This window comes from Clavibacter davisi (assembly GCF_052751415.1).
On the sequence record NZ_CP199882.1, the window covers coordinates 1,854,919 to 1,870,482 of the forward strand.

General features: G+C 73.5%; 12 protein-coding genes. 7 read left to right on the plus strand and 5 right to left on the minus strand.

All coding sequences use genetic code 11. The features are described from left to right. The first annotated feature begins 41 nt into the window (after positions 1-41). The 5 genes from ACU4ZT_RS08790 to ACU4ZT_RS08810 all read left to right on the plus strand — a co-directional run bounded on the left by ACU4ZT_RS08790 (position 42) and on the right by ACU4ZT_RS08810 (position 6,529). Complete coding sequence (locus ACU4ZT_RS08790) at positions 42-2,204, plus strand: glycoside hydrolase family 36 protein (RefSeq protein ID WP_063071846.1); 2,163 nt, start codon at positions 42-44, stop codon at positions 2,202-2,204. After that, a complete protein-coding gene (locus tag ACU4ZT_RS08795; RefSeq protein ID WP_270981441.1) occupies positions 2,201-3,517 on the plus strand; it encodes an extracellular solute-binding protein in 1,317 nt (438 codons plus the stop codon). Before ACU4ZT_RS08790 ends, ACU4ZT_RS08795 begins: the two co-directional genes overlap by 4 nt. Positions 3,518-3,588: 71 nt before the next feature. After that, positions 3,589-4,551: a carbohydrate ABC transporter permease gene (locus ACU4ZT_RS08800; protein WP_081235020.1), complete on the plus strand. Its 963-nt coding sequence runs from the start codon at positions 3,589-3,591 to the stop codon at positions 4,549-4,551. A 140-nt stretch (positions 4,552-4,691) separates the two neighbouring features. Continuing rightward, positions 4,692-5,477: a carbohydrate ABC transporter permease gene (locus ACU4ZT_RS08805; RefSeq protein ID WP_270981442.1), complete on the plus strand. Its 786-nt coding sequence runs from the start codon at positions 4,692-4,694 to the stop codon at positions 5,475-5,477. Positions 5,478-5,512: 35 nt separating this feature from the next. Continuing rightward, positions 5,513-6,529, plus strand: a complete 1,017-nt coding sequence (locus tag ACU4ZT_RS08810; protein ID WP_063071844.1) for a LacI family DNA-binding transcriptional regulator — start codon at positions 5,513-5,515, stop codon at positions 6,527-6,529. 61 nt (positions 6,530-6,590) lie between these two features. On the opposite strand, the gene ACU4ZT_RS08815 is transcribed toward ACU4ZT_RS08810, so the two are convergent. The 3 genes from ACU4ZT_RS08815 to ACU4ZT_RS08825 are packed head-to-tail and all read right to left on the minus strand — an operon-like array spanning position 6,591 to position 9,979. Continuing rightward, entirely contained in the window at positions 6,591-7,064 is a 474-nt protein-coding gene (locus tag ACU4ZT_RS08815; RefSeq protein WP_063071843.1) for an NUDIX hydrolase, read from the minus strand. Continuing rightward, positions 7,061-9,148 carry a S9 family peptidase gene (locus ACU4ZT_RS08820; protein WP_414747927.1) on the minus strand — a complete coding sequence of 696 codons (2,088 nt, stop codon included), beginning with the start codon at positions 9,146-9,148 and terminating at the stop codon, positions 7,061-7,063. The genes ACU4ZT_RS08815 and ACU4ZT_RS08820 overlap by 4 nt, the downstream gene beginning before the upstream one ends. Before the next feature lie 51 nt (positions 9,149-9,199). After that, the gene (locus tag ACU4ZT_RS08825; protein ID WP_445337034.1) at positions 9,200-9,979 is read right to left on the minus strand and encodes an SDR family oxidoreductase; all 780 of its coding nucleotides are present in this window, start codon (positions 9,977-9,979) and stop codon (positions 9,200-9,202) included. 175 nt (positions 9,980-10,154) lie between these two features. On the opposite strand from ACU4ZT_RS08825, the gene ACU4ZT_RS08830 reads away from it, so the two are divergent. Next, positions 10,155-10,976, plus strand: coding sequence for a glycerophosphodiester phosphodiesterase family protein (locus tag ACU4ZT_RS08830; protein WP_445337035.1), 822 nt, complete (start codon positions 10,155-10,157; stop codon positions 10,974-10,976). A gap of 60 nt (positions 10,977-11,036) precedes the next feature. Then, positions 11,037-11,402: an RNA polymerase-binding protein RbpA gene (locus tag ACU4ZT_RS08835; protein ID WP_063071839.1), complete on the plus strand. Its 366-nt coding sequence runs from the start codon at positions 11,037-11,039 to the stop codon at positions 11,400-11,402. A gap of 87 nt (positions 11,403-11,489) precedes the next feature. Here the strand turns inward: ACU4ZT_RS08835 and lnt are convergent, their stop codons facing one another. Continuing rightward, positions 11,490-13,088, minus strand: coding sequence for an apolipoprotein N-acyltransferase (lnt, locus tag ACU4ZT_RS08840; protein WP_445337036.1), 1,599 nt, complete (start codon positions 13,086-13,088; stop codon positions 11,490-11,492). Then, complete coding sequence (locus ACU4ZT_RS08845) at positions 13,085-15,556, minus strand: DEAD/DEAH box helicase (RefSeq protein WP_445337037.1); 2,472 nt, start codon at positions 15,554-15,556, stop codon at positions 13,085-13,087. Before ACU4ZT_RS08845 ends, lnt begins: the two co-directional genes overlap by 4 nt. Positions 15,557-15,564 lie beyond the last annotated feature (8 nt).

Consider the following 15,564-nt stretch of genomic DNA (forward strand, 5'->3'; position numbering starts at 1 on the left):
CCAGCCGGCTCCCCTCCCGTCACGCGGGACGAAAGGACCCCATGACCCTCGACCCCCTCCTGCTCCCCCGGGACGATCGGACGACGTCGCAGCCGCCCGGCGAGATCCGCTGGAGCACCCCCGGCCTCACCCTCGAGCTCGCGCACGGGGACGCGCCCGTCCGCCTCGCGGGCGCCCGTGCCGCGGGGGTGGAGGTGCGCATCCCCGGGGCCATCCCGGTGACGGACGTCCTCGCCGCCGGCCACGGGCGCACCCTCGTCGGATCCCGCCTCGTGCAGTCGCGACTCGGCACGACCCTCCGGCTCGCCCACGCGCGCACCACGCCGGACGGCGGCCTGGACCTCGTCTCCGACTCCCCCGACGGGATCCGGAGCACCCTCCACCTCCGCGCCGCGGGGCACGCGGCGTTCAGCGCGTCCACGACGATCGAGAACACGGGAGACGCGCCGCTCACGCTCCACTCCGTCAGCTCCTGGGCCCACGCCCTCGGATCCCGGGACGGCTCGCTCCCGACGGCCGACGCCTGGTCGCTCCTCCAGGGCCGCAGCGACTGGCTGGGCGAAGGGCGGTGGACGACGACCCGTCTGCGCGACGAGCTGCCCGCCATCCACCAGGACCTGACCGGCCACACCCCGCGATCGGCCGTCCGGCGCACCTCGCAGGGCACCTGGTCGACCGGCGGCGCGCTCCCCCTCGGCGGCGCCGTCTCCGCCGCGGGCGGGATGACGTGGCTGTGGCAGGTCGAGAACAACGGGCCGTGGCGCTGGGAGGTGGGCGAGCACGTCGACGACGTGTTCGTCGCCCTCTCCGGCCCCACCGACGTCGACCACCAGTGGCAGCAGCCGCTCGCTCCCGGGGAGGCCTTCACGACCGTGCCGGTCACCATCGCCCTCGGAGCCGACCTCGACGCGGCCGCCGCCGCGCTGACGCGCCACCGCCGCGCGACGCGGCGAGCGCATCCGGACGACGCACGCCCCGCCATCGTCTTCAACGACTACATGAACACCCTCGACGGCGATCCCACGACCGAGAAGCTGCTCCCGCTCGTCGACGCCGCTGCGGCGGTGGGAGCCGAGGTGTTCTGCATCGACGCCGGCTGGTACGACGACGGAGGCGACTGGTGGCCGAGCGTCGGCGCCTGGCAGCCGTCGCGCGTCCGGTTCGCGGGCGGCCTCGCCGAGGTCACCGACCGGATCCGCTCCCACGGGATGGTCCCGGGCCTGTGGCTCGAGCCCGAGTCCGTCGGGGTCCGGAGCCCCGTCGCCTCGTCCCTCCCCCACGACGCATTCCTCCAGCGCGCGGGCCGACGGATCCAGGAGCAGGAGCGGCTGCACCTCGATCTCCGCCACCCCGCAGCGCGCGCCCACCTCGACGAGGTCGTCGACCGCCTCGTGCGCGACTTCGGGGTCGGCTACTTCAAGCTCGACTACAACACCGACCCCGGCGCCGGGACCGACGTCGACGCCCCCAGCGCCGGCGCGGGCCTGCTCGGCCACTCCCGCGCCGTGCTGACCTGGCTCGACGGCGTCCTCGACCGCCACCCCGAGCTCGTCCTGGAGGCCTGCTCCTCCGGGGCCATGCGCGCCGACCCGGCGATCCTATCCCGCGTCCAGGCGCAATCCACCTCCGACCAGCAGGACTTCCTGCTGTATCCGCCCATCGCGGCGGCGGCCCCCCTGTCGATGCTCCCCGAGCAGGCGGCGAGCTGGGCCTACCCCCAGCCGTCGATGACGGAGGAGGAGTCGGCTTTCTGCCTCGTCACGAGCCTGCTCGGCCGCTACTTCCTGTCCGGGTACCTCAACCGGATGGACGGCGAGCAGCTGGACCTCGTCCGCGAGGCCGTCTCCGCCGCGCGGTCCCTGCGTCCCGAGCTCGTCGACGCCGTGCCCTCCTGGCCCACCGGGCTGCCCGGATGGGAGGACCGGTTAGTCAGCGCCGCGCTCTCCACCGACCGCGTCACCCTCGTCTCGGTCTGGGACCGCGGCGACGCGGACGGGGAGCAGGCGCTCGCGCTCCCCGCGCTCCGGGGCCGGGAGGTCTACGTCGACGTCGTCTTCCCGCGGCGGCTGGCCCGGTGGCCAACCCGGTGGGACGCCGAGGTCGGCACGCTCACCGTCCGCTCCCCCGCCGGCTCCGTCGGCGCACGCACGTTCTCCCTCACCCCCCTTCCCCCGCATCACCCCATCTCGAAGGACGACCGATGAAGCTCACCTGGAAGACCGGCGCGACGGCACTCGCCCTCACCGCCGCCCTCGCGCTCACCGCCTGCAGTGACCCCGGAGCGGGAGGCCCCGCGGCCGGACCCGTCACCTGGCCGGCCGAGGACGCCAACCTGACCGGCACGACCCTGACCATCTGGGCCGCGCAGAACAGCACGAAGACCCCCGACAGCGTCGTCGCGGGCTTCGAGGCGGCGACCGGCGCGAAGGTCGAGGTGCAGACCATCCCCGATCCCTACGAGCAGGGGGTCCAGACCAAGGTCGCGACCGGCGACGAGCCCGACCTCGCCTTCTGGCAGCCCACCGCATCGAGCCTCACGGCGCTGAACGCGAAGCAGCACCTCCAGCCCCTCGACGGCGCCCCGTGGCTCGGCTCGTACGCCGCGGACTACGCCGGCATCACCGGCGTGCTCGACGACACGCGCTACGCCGCCCTCGTCTCGACCCCCGCCGTCGAGGGCGTCTACTACAACAAGCAGGTCCTGGCCGACGCCGGCATCACCACGACCCCGACCGGCTGGGACGAGTTCCTCGCCGACGCGCGCGAGCTCAAGGCCAGGGGCGTCACGCCCTTCTTCGAGATGGGCGGCGACAAGTGGGCCACGCAGTGGTGGGTGTCCGTCGCCCTCGCCGACGCGGCGAAGGGCGGCCTCTGGGACCGCGTCGACTCCGGGAAGGAGAAGTTCACCGATCCCACCATCCAGGACGCCATCGACGGATACCAGGGGCTCGTCGACGAGGGCCTGTTCAACTCCGACATCCGGACGGCCACCTTCGAGGACCAGGGCGACGCCCTCCTGTCCGGCCGCGCCGCCATGGTCATGCAGGTGAACAGTTTCTTCACGCAGCTCCAGGCCAAGGCCGACACCGCGGAGCTGAACGAGAAGATCGGCTTCTTCCCCATCTCCCCCACGGGCAACGTCGCCACCTTCATCCCCGACCAGAGCGACGCGCTCGTCGCGTTCCGCACCGGCGACGCGAAGCGGGAGGCCGCCGCGCGCCAGTTCCTCTCCTACTGGATGGGCGAGGGCTACCCCGCCTTCGTCCAGGACCAGTCGACCGTGCCGGTCCTCACGGGGGTGGACACCCCGTCCGACGTACCCGAGGCGCTCCGGGCCGCGGCCGCGTCCGTCCCCGACGCCGTGGGATCCATGCAGGTGCTCGCCATCGCCAACCCGGACCTCTACCTCGACCTCGCCGACATGCTGCAGGGGACGATGACGCCCCAGGAGGTCGCGGAGGCCACCCAGCGGCAGTTCGCCGCGCTCGCCAAGGCGCAGGGCGCCACCGGCTTCTAGCCGCCCCTCCCCTCCGCACGTCCCCGGGGCGGCCGCGCGCCGCCTCGTCCCCGCATCCTCGAGGAGCCCCCATGACCGCATCCCCGACCGCACTCCGCGCCCCGACCGCGCGGCCATCGGCCACCCCTCCGCCCGCCGCCGGCCGACGCGGCGGGACGACCCGCCGCCGGTCACACGACCACCCCGCGTGGTTCCTCGTCCCCGCCCTCGTCGTGCTCGTGGTGTTCTTCCTCATCCCGACCGCCTTCGACTTCGTCTACGCGTTCACGGACTGGTCGAGCTACAAGTCGAGCATCGCGTTCGTCGGCACGGACAACTTCGCCTCCCTGCTCGCCGACGGCAGCCTCGTCGGAGGCCTCCGGATCACGCTCGTGTACGCCGTCCTCGTGGCCGTCCTCCAGAACCTCTCCGGGCTGGTGCTCGCCCTCGTCCTGGAGGCGGACACCCGCGTGAACCGCATGGCGCGCGTCGCGTTCTTCGTCCCCGTCGTCATGTCCGCCCTGGCCGTCGGCTACGTCTTCCAGGCGCTCCTCAAGCCCGACGGCGCAGTGAACGCGATCCTCGGCGCCGTCACGGGCACCCCGGTCACGACCGCATGGCTCGGCAGCACCACCTGGACCATCGTCGTCGTCGCCCTCATCCACGCGTGGAAGTGGATGGGCCTCTCGATGCTCATCTACCTCGCCGGCCTCAAGACCATCAGCGGCGACGTCCTCGAGGCCGCCCGCCTCGACGGCGCCGGCTGGTGGGCCACCTTCCGCACCATCCGCTTCCCGCTCCTCGCGCCCGCGGTCACGTTCAACGTCGCCACCTCGCTGCTCGGATCCATGAACGGCTTCGACGTGGTGCAGGCCACCACGGGGGGCGGCCCGGGCGGCACCACGGAGCTCCTGGACATCTTCATCTTCCGCACCTTCGGGCAGGGGCTCTTCGCCCAGGCCACGACGATGAGCCTCGCGCTCTTCCTCATGGTCGCGGTGCTCGCCTTCCCGGTCATCCGCATCCTGCGCACGAGAGAGGACGTGCTCTCGTGAACGTCTCCGCCGCCGCCTCCCCGACCCTCGGGGCCCCGTCCGACCCGCGAGCGTCCTCGGCCGCCGGGCGGCCGGGCGCGGACGCTCCGCGACGGCGGGGCGCCCGGCGGCCTCGACGTCCGATCCTCCAGCCCCTCGCGGTGATCGCCCTCGTCGTGATCCTCCTGGGCATCCCGTTCTGGATGGTCGTCGTCACGGCAGGCAAGGACCAGGCCGAGGCGCTGCGACCGGACCTCGCACCGCCCTCCCGGTGGCAGCTGCTCGAGAACGTCGCCACCGTGGTCGCCGACGGCCGCATGCTCCCGGCCTTCCTCGGCAGCCTGCTCGTCATGGTCCCCTCGGTGCTCGGGGTGCTGCTGCTGGGATCCATGGCCTCGTGGGTCCTCGCCCGCCGCTCGAGCCGCGTGATGGCGGTCGTCTACGCCCTGTCCATCAGCGGCATCGTGCTCCCGCCGGCCGTCGTCACGATCGTGCTGCTGCTGCGCCAGATCGGGCTCGCGGGCACGCCGGAGGGCATGATCGGCGTGTACATGGGCATGTACCTCTCGACAGTCGTCTTCTTCGTCACCGGATTCGTCCGCACGATCCCGGTCGAGTTGGAGGAGGCGGCCCGCGTCGACGGCGCCGGACCCGTGCGCGTGTTCGTCCGCATCATCCTGCCGCTGCTCGGTCCGACCCTGGCCACCGCGACGATCCTCATCTGCCTGTACGTCTGGAACGACGTCTTCTACGCGCTGTTCGTGGTCGGCGGGCGTCTCGACACCCTCCCGCTCAACCTCTTCCAGGTCGCCTCGAGCGGGCTCTACCTGCAGAACTGGCACCTGATCTTCGCCTACGTCATCGTGATGAGCCTGCCGCTGCTCGTCACCTTCATGGTCATGCAGCGCAAGATCATCGCGGGCATCACCAGTGGCGCCGTCAAGTGACCGCCGCGGTCGTCCCGCCATATGGTGAGGGGATCATGCCCACCGTCCCCGCCGGCCGACCCGCCAACCTCGACGACGTCGCCCGCGTCGCCGGCGTCTCCGCGCCCACCGTGTCCCGGGTGATCACCGGCGCCGCGCGCGTGAGCGCCGAGAAGACGGAGCGGGTGCGGAAGGCGATCCAGGAGCTCGGCTACCGCCCGAACCCGGCCGCCCGGGCGCTGGCCAACGGGCGGTCCCGGGTCATCGCCGTGCTGTCCGGCGGCACCTCGCGCTACGGCTACGCCGAGACCCTCCGCGGGATCGAGGTGAGCGCACGCGCGTCCGGGTACCTCGTGAGCATCACGGTCGTCGACTCGGTGGACCCGGAGGAGGTCGGCACGGCGGTCGACTTCGCGCTCCAGCAGGCGGTCGCCGGCGTCGTCGTGCTGAAGTTCGACCCCCAGGGCGTCGCCGCCCTCGCCGCCGTCCCGTCGTCCCTGCCCACCGTCGCCATCTCCGGCGAGATCGCCGCCGCCGTCCCGCAGGCCGTCATCGACGAGGCCGCGGGATCCGCGGCGCTCACCCGTCACCTGCTCGAGCTCGGGCACCGCACCGTCCACTACGTGCGCGTGCCCCCGTCCGGCAAGGAGGACGGCCGCACGACCGGGTGGCGCCGGACCCTCGCCGAGAGCGGCATCGAGGAGCCGACGATCCACGACGCCACGTGGGAGCCGGCGTCAGGCCGCGCGATCGGCCGACAGCTCGCCCACGAGGACGTGACGGCCGTCCTGTGCGGCAACGACGAGATCGCCATGGGCGTCATCCGCGGCCTCGCCGACGAGGGCCGTGCCGTCCCAGCCGACGTCAGCGTCGCGGGCTTCGACGACCACCCGATCGCCCAGCTCTTCTCGCCTGCCCTCACGACCGCACGCCAGGACTTCGCCGCCCTCGGCACCCGCGCCTTCGGGCAGCTGGAGTCCCTGATGGCGGGAGAGCCGACCGCGCCGCTCACCACGGACGAGGCGGTCGTCGTCGCGCGCGAGAGCACGGGGCCGGCCCCGCGGCGTCGCTAGCGCTCCCCGCCGGGCGGGACAGGCGACGGCGTCGCGCGGAGGGAACGCCCTCCGGGCCGCATCACGACCGGGTGGACAGCACCTTGCGCGCGACCTCGACGAGCTCCGCCGGCTCGACCGGATCCTCGGTCGACGCCAGCTCGTCGAGCGTGAACCAGCGGTGCGCGTGGATGTCGTCGAACTCGTCGGGCATCCAGTTGTCCGACACGGGCGCGAACGCCTCCGTCCGCACCAGGTAGAACGTCGAGTGGCCGACGTCGAGTCCGCCGTCGATCCGGTTGCGCGCGTAGTCGTGCTCCCAGACGGGTTCGCCCACGGAGTCGACGCGCATCCCGGTCTCCTCGAACAGCTCCCGGCGCGCCGCGACGGCCGGCGTCTCGCCCGGGTCGATCCCGCCGCCGGGCGTCAGCCAGCGCGGCGGCAGGTCCACGTCCGTGGAGTAGTTCGTGAGGAAGAGCAGCAGGCGGTCGCGCTCGTCGACGAGCAGGATCCGCGCGGTGTCGCGGACGTGCCGCACGACCTCGCCGTCGCTCATCGGGTGCCTCCGCCGACGGGCAGGTGCCGCGCCCACCACTCGAGGATCGCCTCGAACCGCTGCACGCGGTGCCGCGGGCGGCCCGAGCGGCTCAGCTCGTGGTCCTCGCCCGGGAACACGAGCATCTCGGTCTCGACGCCCGCGCGCACCAGCGCGAGGTGGTACCGCTCGGCCTGCGACAGCGGGCAGCGCAGGTCGTCCTCGGAGTGGACGACGAGCGTGGGCGTGCGCACCTGGTGCGCGGACGCCTGCGGGCTCTGCGCGCGACGCGTCTCCTCGTCATGGCCCGTGTACTCCTCGCCGAAGAACGTGCCGATGTCGGACGTGCCGGTGAAGAGCTCCGGGTCGAGGAAGCCGCGCTCCACGATCGCGCCCTGGAAGCGGTGCTCGTGCGCGATGGTCCAGGCCGTGAGGTAGCCGCCGTACGACCCGCCCATGATGCCGGTGCGCGATCCGTCGAGGGACTCGTGCACCGCGATCGCGCCGTCGAGGAAGTCGAGCACGTCGTGCATGTCGACCGTGCCCATCCGCTCCTTGATGACGCGTCCGTGCGCCTGCCCGTACCCGGCGGCGCCGCGCGGGTTGCACAGGAGGACGGCGTAGCCGGCGTCGGAGTAGACCTGCGCCTCGTCGAACAGGTGCACGCCGTAGGCCGCGTACGGTCCGCCGTGGATCACGAGGAGGACCGGGTGCGGCCCCTCCCCCTCCGGCAGCACGACCCAGCCGTGCACGGGGTATCCGTCGCGGCCGTCGACCACGAGCTCGTGCAGCGGACGGATGCCGCGCTCGCGGAGCGAGGCGGAGAAGTCGGTGAGCGGGACGAGGGCCGAGCTCGCGTCGGGCGCGCGGTCGTCGCGGACGAGCGCGAGGTCGCCGTGCGTGCGCGGATCCGTCAGGGAGACCACGATGGTCCCTCCCCCGACGCCGACCCCCGTGACCTCGACCTGGTCGTCGACGAGGGCCTCGACGGCCCCGTCCGCGTCGACGCGCAGCAGCTGCACGGTCCCGCGCGAGGCGTTGAGGACGAGCACGGCGTCCCGGTCGAGCACGGTGATGTCGCTGCCGCCGAGATCGGTCGTCTCCGCGTCCGTGAGGACGCGCGGGGCGGCGTCGCCGGGATCGAGCACGTAGAGGGACGTGTTGCGCGCGACGAAGTCGACGCCGCTCTCCCCCAGGTCCTGGGCGAGCAGGAAGACGCGGCCCCCGGCCACTGCGACCGCCTCGCCGATGCCCAGCCCGGCCTCGTGCGAGACGACCGTGCGCACCTCGGCCACGCCCGACGGGGCCGCGCCGCGGGCGGGCACCGCCACGGCGTAGGCGCCGGCGAGCAGGTCGTCGTCGCGGCTCTCGTGCCGCGAGGCGACGAAGAGGACCTCGGACCCGTCGGCGGAGAAGCGCGGGGATCCGTGGTCCACCGGCTCGTCGGTGAGCCGGATGACGGGCGGCACCCCGGCGCGCTCGGCGGCCGACGGCGTGGCGTCCGCGCCCGTGCCGCGCACGGCCGGATCCGCGGCGTCCGGGTACCCCGACGGCACCGCCGCCGCGAACGGCTCGGCGTCCAGGTCCGGGACCTCCACGAGGTGGAGCTGCACGTGCCGGTCGGTCGACCAGCCGAGCCCGTTGGCGAGGTACTTCGTGGTCGTGATCCGCCGGGCGGGCTCGGCCCCGGAGGAGACGCCCTCGACGCTCCCGTACCGGCCGGGCTCGGCGACACGTGCCGCGTACACGATGCGCGTCCCGTCCGGCGCCCAGTCGTACGCGCCGACCCCGAGCAGCTCGTCGGTCACGGCGACGGGCTCGCCGCCCGAGGCGCGGACCACGTGCAGCTGCGGCGGGCCCTTCGGCTCCGCGCGCAGGAACGCCAGCACGGCGCCGTCGGGCGACAGGCGGGGCGCCGTGTCCCGGAACCCGCGCGTGATGCGGCGCGGCGGCACGGATCCGTCGATCGCCACCTCCCACAGCTGGCCGGTGTACGCGTCGGCATGCACCCGCGGCCGCGTCACGGACGCGATGGCCAGGCGGCCGTCGGGCGAGACGGCGGGGCGGGAGACGGAGGTGAGGAGGTCGAGATCCGTGGTCTTCATCGACCCGAGCCTAGCCCGCGCCCGCCGCCGGCCACGGGCTGCGCGGCCGCCTCACTCGGGACGGAAGCTGCTCGTGTCGCCCACGAGGCGGAGGTGGTCCGCGGGGATCGGGTCGACCACCGCGCGCGCGACCTCGGCCGCGAACTGCGAGACGTTGTAGAGGCCGCCGGATGCCTCCTTGCGCTCCTGGATGGCCTCCGGGTTCATGCGGCCGAGGAGCGTGGCCGTGATGGTGCCCTCGATCATGTCGCCCGAGACGACGACGAAGCCGATGCCGCGGGCGTCGAGCTCGGGGATGAGATCGCGCAGGGCGTCCTCCCCCGCGCGCTTGCTGCGGGCGACCGCCTCGTACTCGGGCATGGTCTCGGTGGTGCGGATGAAGTGGGCCTGGTGGCTCGTGACGAAGACGACCCGGCCGCCGTCGGTCAGGAGCGGCAGGGCGCTCCGGAGCACGTTCAGCTGCGCGTCGCGGTTGAGGGTCATGGCGTAGTCCTCGGCCATGCCGCTCTCCATGCCGCCGGACGCGTTGAGCACGAGCACGTCGAGCCCGCCGAGCTCGGTGCGGATCGTCGCCATGAGCGCGTCCACCGACGCCGGGTCCGTCAGGTCGGCCCCGACCGCGACGGCCTTCGACCCGCCCTCGATCAGCTTCGCGACGAGCTTCTCGGCGCGGGCCGCCTTGTTGCGGTAGTTGACGACCACGTCCGCGCCGGCGCCGGCGAGGTAGGCGACCGTGTCGGCGCCGATGCCGCGGGAGGATCCCGTCACGAGGGCGCGTCGACCGCGCAGCTCGTCGGGGGCGAACGGGCGGATCTCGTCGACGGTGCTCACAGGGGTCTCCTCCTCGAAGGTGCGCACCCGTGGGCGCGCGACGGGTCATCCGGCTGCTGCCGGGACTCCGACGGGCGGGCTGGGCACCACGCCGACGGCGCCTGAGAGCCTACCAACGGGCCCGCGCGCTCGGGTCTAGGTTCGGGTGAGGCGGCGAGGGGGGACGGCACGGGCCATGGCGCACCTCCCCCACGACGCTCCCGGCGCCGCGCGCCCCGTCCGCTACCTCGACGACGCGCTCCCCCGCGTGCTCGCCCACCGCGGCGGCATCCGACACGGAACGGTCGAGAACACCCTCGGCGCCTTCCGCGCCGCGTGGGACGCCGGGATCACGCACCTCGAGACCGACGCCCGCGTCACGGCGGACGGCGCGTGCGTGCTGTGGCACGACGCCGACCTCCGTCGGCTCACGGGCGACCGGCGCCGCGTCGAGCGCATGACCCTGGCCGAGCTGCGCGGGATCGACCTCGGGTCGGGGGCCCGCGTCACGACCCTGGTGGAGCTCCTCCGCGCGCTGCCGTCGGCGCGCGTCAACGTCGACGTGAAGGGGCGCTCGGCGCCCGCTGCGGTCGCGCGCGAGATCCTCGCGGCCGACGCCGTGGAGCGCGTGCTCGTCACCTCCTTCTCGGGATCGCGGCGGAGGCGCGCGGTCGCGCTCCTGCCGGGCGTCGCGACGTCGGCCGACGCCCTGCGCCTCGTCATCGCGGTGCTCGGAGCGCGGCTCGGCCTCTCCCCCGTCGTCCGCGCGGCCCTCCGCGGGATCGACGCCGTGCAGATGCCGCGCACGGTCCTGGGGATCCGCACCACATCCCCCGCCATGGTCCGCGGACTGGCGCGCGTGGTCCGCGAGGTGCACGTGTGGACGGTGGACGACCCCGCGGAGATGATCCGCCTGGTCAGAGCAGGGGTGCACGGGATCGTGACGGACAGGCCGGAGCGGGCCGTCGCCGTATTGCGAGCCAGGGACTGGGATTCGCCTGGGAACCGGACGTCCTGAGAAAGGATCCTCTCAGCCGCGCGGTTTACAACGGGGAGTGCATCGCGAGAGGAGACCACCATGGCAGATCGCAGCTTGCGCGGGATGCGGCTCGGTTCCACGAGCCTGCAGAGCGAGGAGGGCGTGAGCTTCTCCCCCCGGCAGAGGAAGACCTACCGCACGGCCGACGGCACCACGTTCGAGGTCGTGTTCTCGGCGGACGCCGAGGTCCCCGAGGTGTGGGAGTCGCCGAAGAGCGGCCAGGAGGGCCGCCTGCTCGACTCGGAGGGCGCGCCCGTGGCCCACGACGAGGTCGAGGCGAAGATCCCCCGCAGCCACTGGGACATGCTGCTCGAGCGCCGCACGCGCGCCGAGCTGGAGGAGCTCCTCGAGGAGCGCCTCGCCGTCCTGCGCGCCCGGCGCGGACAGCAGCGCATCGGCGCCTGACCCGCGCCCTCCGATCGCGGCGCGTCATGAGAGCCCCCGGCTTCGGCCGGGGGCTCTCGTGCGTCCGGGCCGTCGTCGCCGGCCGGGTCAGCGCGCCGCGCGTCGCCCGCGGCGCCCGAGCGCCAGACCGGCGACCGCGAGGGCTCCGAGGCCGAGTCCCGAGACGAGCCACTCGATGTCGCGGCCCACGAGGATCGCGGGCGTCACGACGTCCGCGGTCGGCACGTCCACCACCATCGAGCCGGCGGTGAACCACGGCAGGCGGTCGAGGTCGCGGCCGTCCGGGCCGACGACGGCGCTCGTGCCCACGGTCGAGATGTTCACGACGCTGCGGCCGGTCTCGAGCGCGCGCATCCGGGCGATGGCCAGCTGCTGCACGCTCTCGTCGGTGCGGCCGAAGTCGGCGTTGTTCGACTGGGCGAGGATGAGGTCCGCGCCCTCGTGCACCATGTCGGTCGTGAGCTGGTCGTCGACTATGTCGAAGCAGATGGCGATGCCCGCGGTCACGCCCGCGGCGTCCATGACCTGGTCGGTCGTCCCCGGCGTGTACTCGCGCTGGATGAGGCCGATGAGGTCGGGCGCGAACGGCTCCCAGAACGCGCGGTCGGGCACGTACTCGCCGAACGGCACGGGGTGCTTCTTGTCGTAGTGGTCGGTCGCCCGACCCCCCGTCCACACGAGCGACTCGTTGTAGAAGCGTCCGTCGCGCTCCGTCACGGTGCCGACGACGAGCGGCGCGCCGAGACGGGCCACCACGCGGTCGAGCGCGGCGGCCGATCCGGGGTCGCGCAGCGGATCCGCGTCGGCCGCGTTCTCGGGCCACACGACCATGTCGACGCCCGCGTCGGACGGGATCTCCTCCGTCGCCCGGAGGTGCGCGCGCAGGATGTCGCCGTAGCGCGCGCCGTCGAAGTACCCGGCCTTCGCGTTCCCCTGCACGGCGGCGACGCGCGTCGTCCCGGTGGTCGTCACCGGGAACGCGGGCACGACCAGCACGAGAGCGACGGCGATCCCGGCCACGAGCGCACGGGATGACCGCCGGACGCGCTCCTCGGCCGCCAGCTCGAGCAGCAGCGCCACCAGGAGCACGAGGACGAAGGACAGACCGGACAGGCCGAGCCAGGTGACGAGGTGCGCGAACGGGCCCTCGGACTGGGACAGCGAGACGCGCCCCCACGCGAAGCCGCCGTACGGCCACACCGCGGAGATCGCCTCGCGCGCCGTCCAGAGGCCCGCGACGGCCACGGGCAGGAGCACGACCCGTCCCGCCACCGTGGAGAACGCGCGGGGGATCCAGCGGTACGCCGTGGCGATGACCGCGGCGCCCGTGGCGACGAACAGCGACTCCAGCGTCGAGAGGGCGATCCACGGCACGGGTCCCAGGTAGAGCGACGCCCACTCGATGTGCGTCAGGTAGAAGGCCAGTCCGGCCACGAGCCCGATCAGGAACGCCGGCCCCGCGCGCCGGCCCCGGAGCGCCAGGAGCACGAGGGCGATGCCGGGGAACACCATCGGCCACAGACCCCGGTCGGGGAACGCGGCGTCGAGGACCGGGCCGGACAGCGCCGCCGCCAGGATCGCACCCCAGAGCGGCAGCGGCGGGCGGATGCGCGGCTCGTCGACGTCGACGTCGACGAGCGGGTGGGCGGCGCGCTCCCGTCGGGGCGCGCGGGCGAGCGCGGTCACACCGACGAGTACGCGACGATGCCGCGCCGGATGCTGTCGAGGGCCGTGCGCGCGTTCCGGGAGACGGGGCCGTCGGCGACGATCGACAGCTGGTCGAGGAGGTCGATGGTCTGCTTGGTCCAGCGGACGAAGTCGCCCGCGGCGAGGTCGGCCTCGTCGAGCACGGCGTCCAGGCTGCCGCCGCGCGCCCAGCGGTGCATGGGCGCGCACAAGCCCGTCGAGAGCGGCTCGGTCGTCGGGAGGCGGCGCTCGCGCTCCACGTCGTCGAGCCGCGACCAGATCTCCTCCGTGCGCTCGAGCGCCGGCCGGAACGCCCCGCGCGGCAGGTTCCGCTCGTTGCGGTCGCCCTCGTCGCGGCGCGGCTGGTAGACGAGCGACGCGGCCATCGCGGCGAGCCCGGCGGGGTCGAGGTCGACCCACACCTGCGTCCGCAGGCACTCGGCGACGAGGAGGTCGCGGTCGCCGTAGATGCGCTTCAGCATCCGCCCGTTCGGCGTCGGCGCCACCTGGCCGTCGACGGCGCGCTTCAGGTAGCCGAGGGAGAGGAGCAGCTCCGTGACCCGGTCGAAGACCTTCGCGACGGCGTTGGTGCGCGTGCGGATCTGCTGGCCCAGCGCATCCGTCTGCCGCTTGAGCCGCCACCAGCGCTCCGCCCAGCGCGCGTGCGACTCGCGGTCCTTGCAGGCGTGGCAGGGGTGCGCCTTCATCCGGCGACGGAGGTCGGCGAGCTGGCGCTGGCGCTTGTCGCGCTCGCCGTGCTGGCCCGGCTGCTGCATGTCGGCGCGCGCCGCGGTGGCCCGCTCGAGGTCGCTGAGCTCGCGGCGGAGGCCCGAGTACTCGCGGAAGTCGCCGAGGTGGCAGGCCATCGCCTTCTCGTAGCCCGCGAGGGACTCCTCCTGCGTGCGGACCTTGCGGGCGAGGTCGACCACGGCCCGGTCGGCCTGGAACTGCGCGAACGACGACTCGAGCACCTCGCGCGTGCGCTCGCGGCCGAACTGGTCGATCAGGTTGACGGCCATGTTGTAGGTGGGCCGGAAGCTGGAGTTGAGCGGGTACGTGCGACGGGACGCGAGCGAGGCGACGGCCTGCGGATCCAGCCCGTCCTTCCACTGGATGACCGCGTGGCCCTCGACGTCGATGCCGCGGCGGCCGGCGCGGCCCGTGAGCTGCGTGTACTCCCCCGGTGTCAGCGGCACGCGCGCCTCGCCGTTGAACTTTTCCAGCTGCTCGAGCACGACCGTGCGGGCGGGCATGTTGATCCCGAGGGCCAGCGTCTCGGTCGCGAACACGGCCTTCACGAGCTTGCGCTGGAACAGCTCCTCGACGACCTCCTTGAAGGCGGGGAGCATCCCGGCGTGGTGCGCGGCGACGCCCCGCTCGAGCCCTTCGAGCCACTCCCAGTAGCCGAGGACGGCGAGGTCCTCGTCCCGCAGCGTGCGGCAGCGCTCCTCCACGACGGCGCGGATCTCGTCGCGCTCGTCCGCGTGCGTGAGCCGGACGCCCGCGCGGAGCACCTGCTTGACCGCGGCGTCGCAGCCCGCGCGGCTGAAGATGAAGAAGATGGCCGGCAGGAGGTTGCGCTCGTCGAGGAGGGCGACCACCTCGGGCCGGTCCATGCGCCCGCGCTCCCAGGGGCCCGGAGCGCGTCGTCCGGAACCGCCGCCCGCTCCCCCGCGGCCGCGGCCCTGGCTCTGCCCGGCGCGCACGCGGGCGGACTCGCGGCCGCCGCCGTGCGTCATCCGGACGAGCTCGGGGTTCACGCGATGCGTGGCCGCGAGCCCGGAGGAGTCGAAGAGGTCGACCATGCGGTGCCGCACGATGACGTGCTGCTCCAGCGGCACGGGACGCTCCTCCGAGACGATGACGTCGGTCTCGCCGCGGACGGCCTGCAGCCAGTCGCCGAACTCCTCCGCGTTGGAGACCGTGGCGCTCAGGGAGATCATGCGCACGCTCTGCGGCAGGTGGATGATGACCTCCTCCCACACGGCCCCGCGGAAGCGGTCGGCGAGGTAGTGCACCTCGTCCATGATGACGAAGGCGAGGTCGCGGAGGAGGTCGGAGTCCGCGTAGAGCATGTTGCGCAGCACCTCGGTCGTCATGACGACGATGCGCGCCCGGCTGTTGACGTTCGTGTCGCCCGTGAGGAGCCCCACCTCGTCCGGCCCGTACTCCGCGACGAGCTCGGCGTACTTCTGGTTGCTCAGGGCCTTCATCGGCGCCGTGTAGAAGATCTTGGCGCTCGGACGCTGCATCGCGAGGAACACCGCGAACTCGGCGACCACGGTCTTGCCCGCGCCGGTGGGCGCGGCGACGAGCACGCTGCGGCCGTTCTCGAGCGAGGCGGCAGCGGCGCGCTGGAACGGGTCGAGGTCGAAGCGCAGGCCGCTGGCGAACTGCTCCAGGAGCGGCAGGCCGCGGCGGCTCCGGGAGGCGGCGTAGCGTTCGGCGGGCGAGAGCTGGTCTGTCACGATGCCGC

Bases quoted from the DNA above. Each gene is read 5' to 3' on its own strand.
- ACU4ZT_RS08790 (WP_063071846.1), top strand. From the start codon at position 42: ATGACCCTCGACCCCCTCCTGCTCCCCCGGGACGATCGGACGACGTCG.
- ACU4ZT_RS08795 (WP_270981441.1), top strand. From the start codon at position 2,201: ATGAAGCTCACCTGGAAGACCGGCGCGACGGCACTCGCCCTCACCGCC.
- ACU4ZT_RS08800 (WP_081235020.1), top strand. From the start codon at position 3,589: ATGACCGCATCCCCGACCGCACTCCGCGCCCCGACCGCGCGGCCATCG.
- ACU4ZT_RS08810 (WP_063071844.1), top strand. From the start codon at position 5,513: ATGCCCACCGTCCCCGCCGGCCGACCCGCCAACCTCGACGACGTCGCC.
- ACU4ZT_RS08815 (WP_063071843.1), bottom strand. From the start codon at position 7,064: ATGAGCGACGGCGAGGTCGTGCGGCACGTCCGCGACACCGCGCGGATC.
- ACU4ZT_RS08820 (WP_414747927.1), bottom strand. From the start codon at position 9,148: ATGAAGACCACGGATCTCGACCTCCTCACCTCCGTCTCCCGCCCCGCC.
- ACU4ZT_RS08830 (WP_445337035.1), top strand. From the start codon at position 10,155: ATGGCGCACCTCCCCCACGACGCTCCCGGCGCCGCGCGCCCCGTCCGC.
- ACU4ZT_RS08835 (WP_063071839.1), top strand. From the start codon at position 11,037: ATGGCAGATCGCAGCTTGCGCGGGATGCGGCTCGGTTCCACGAGCCTG.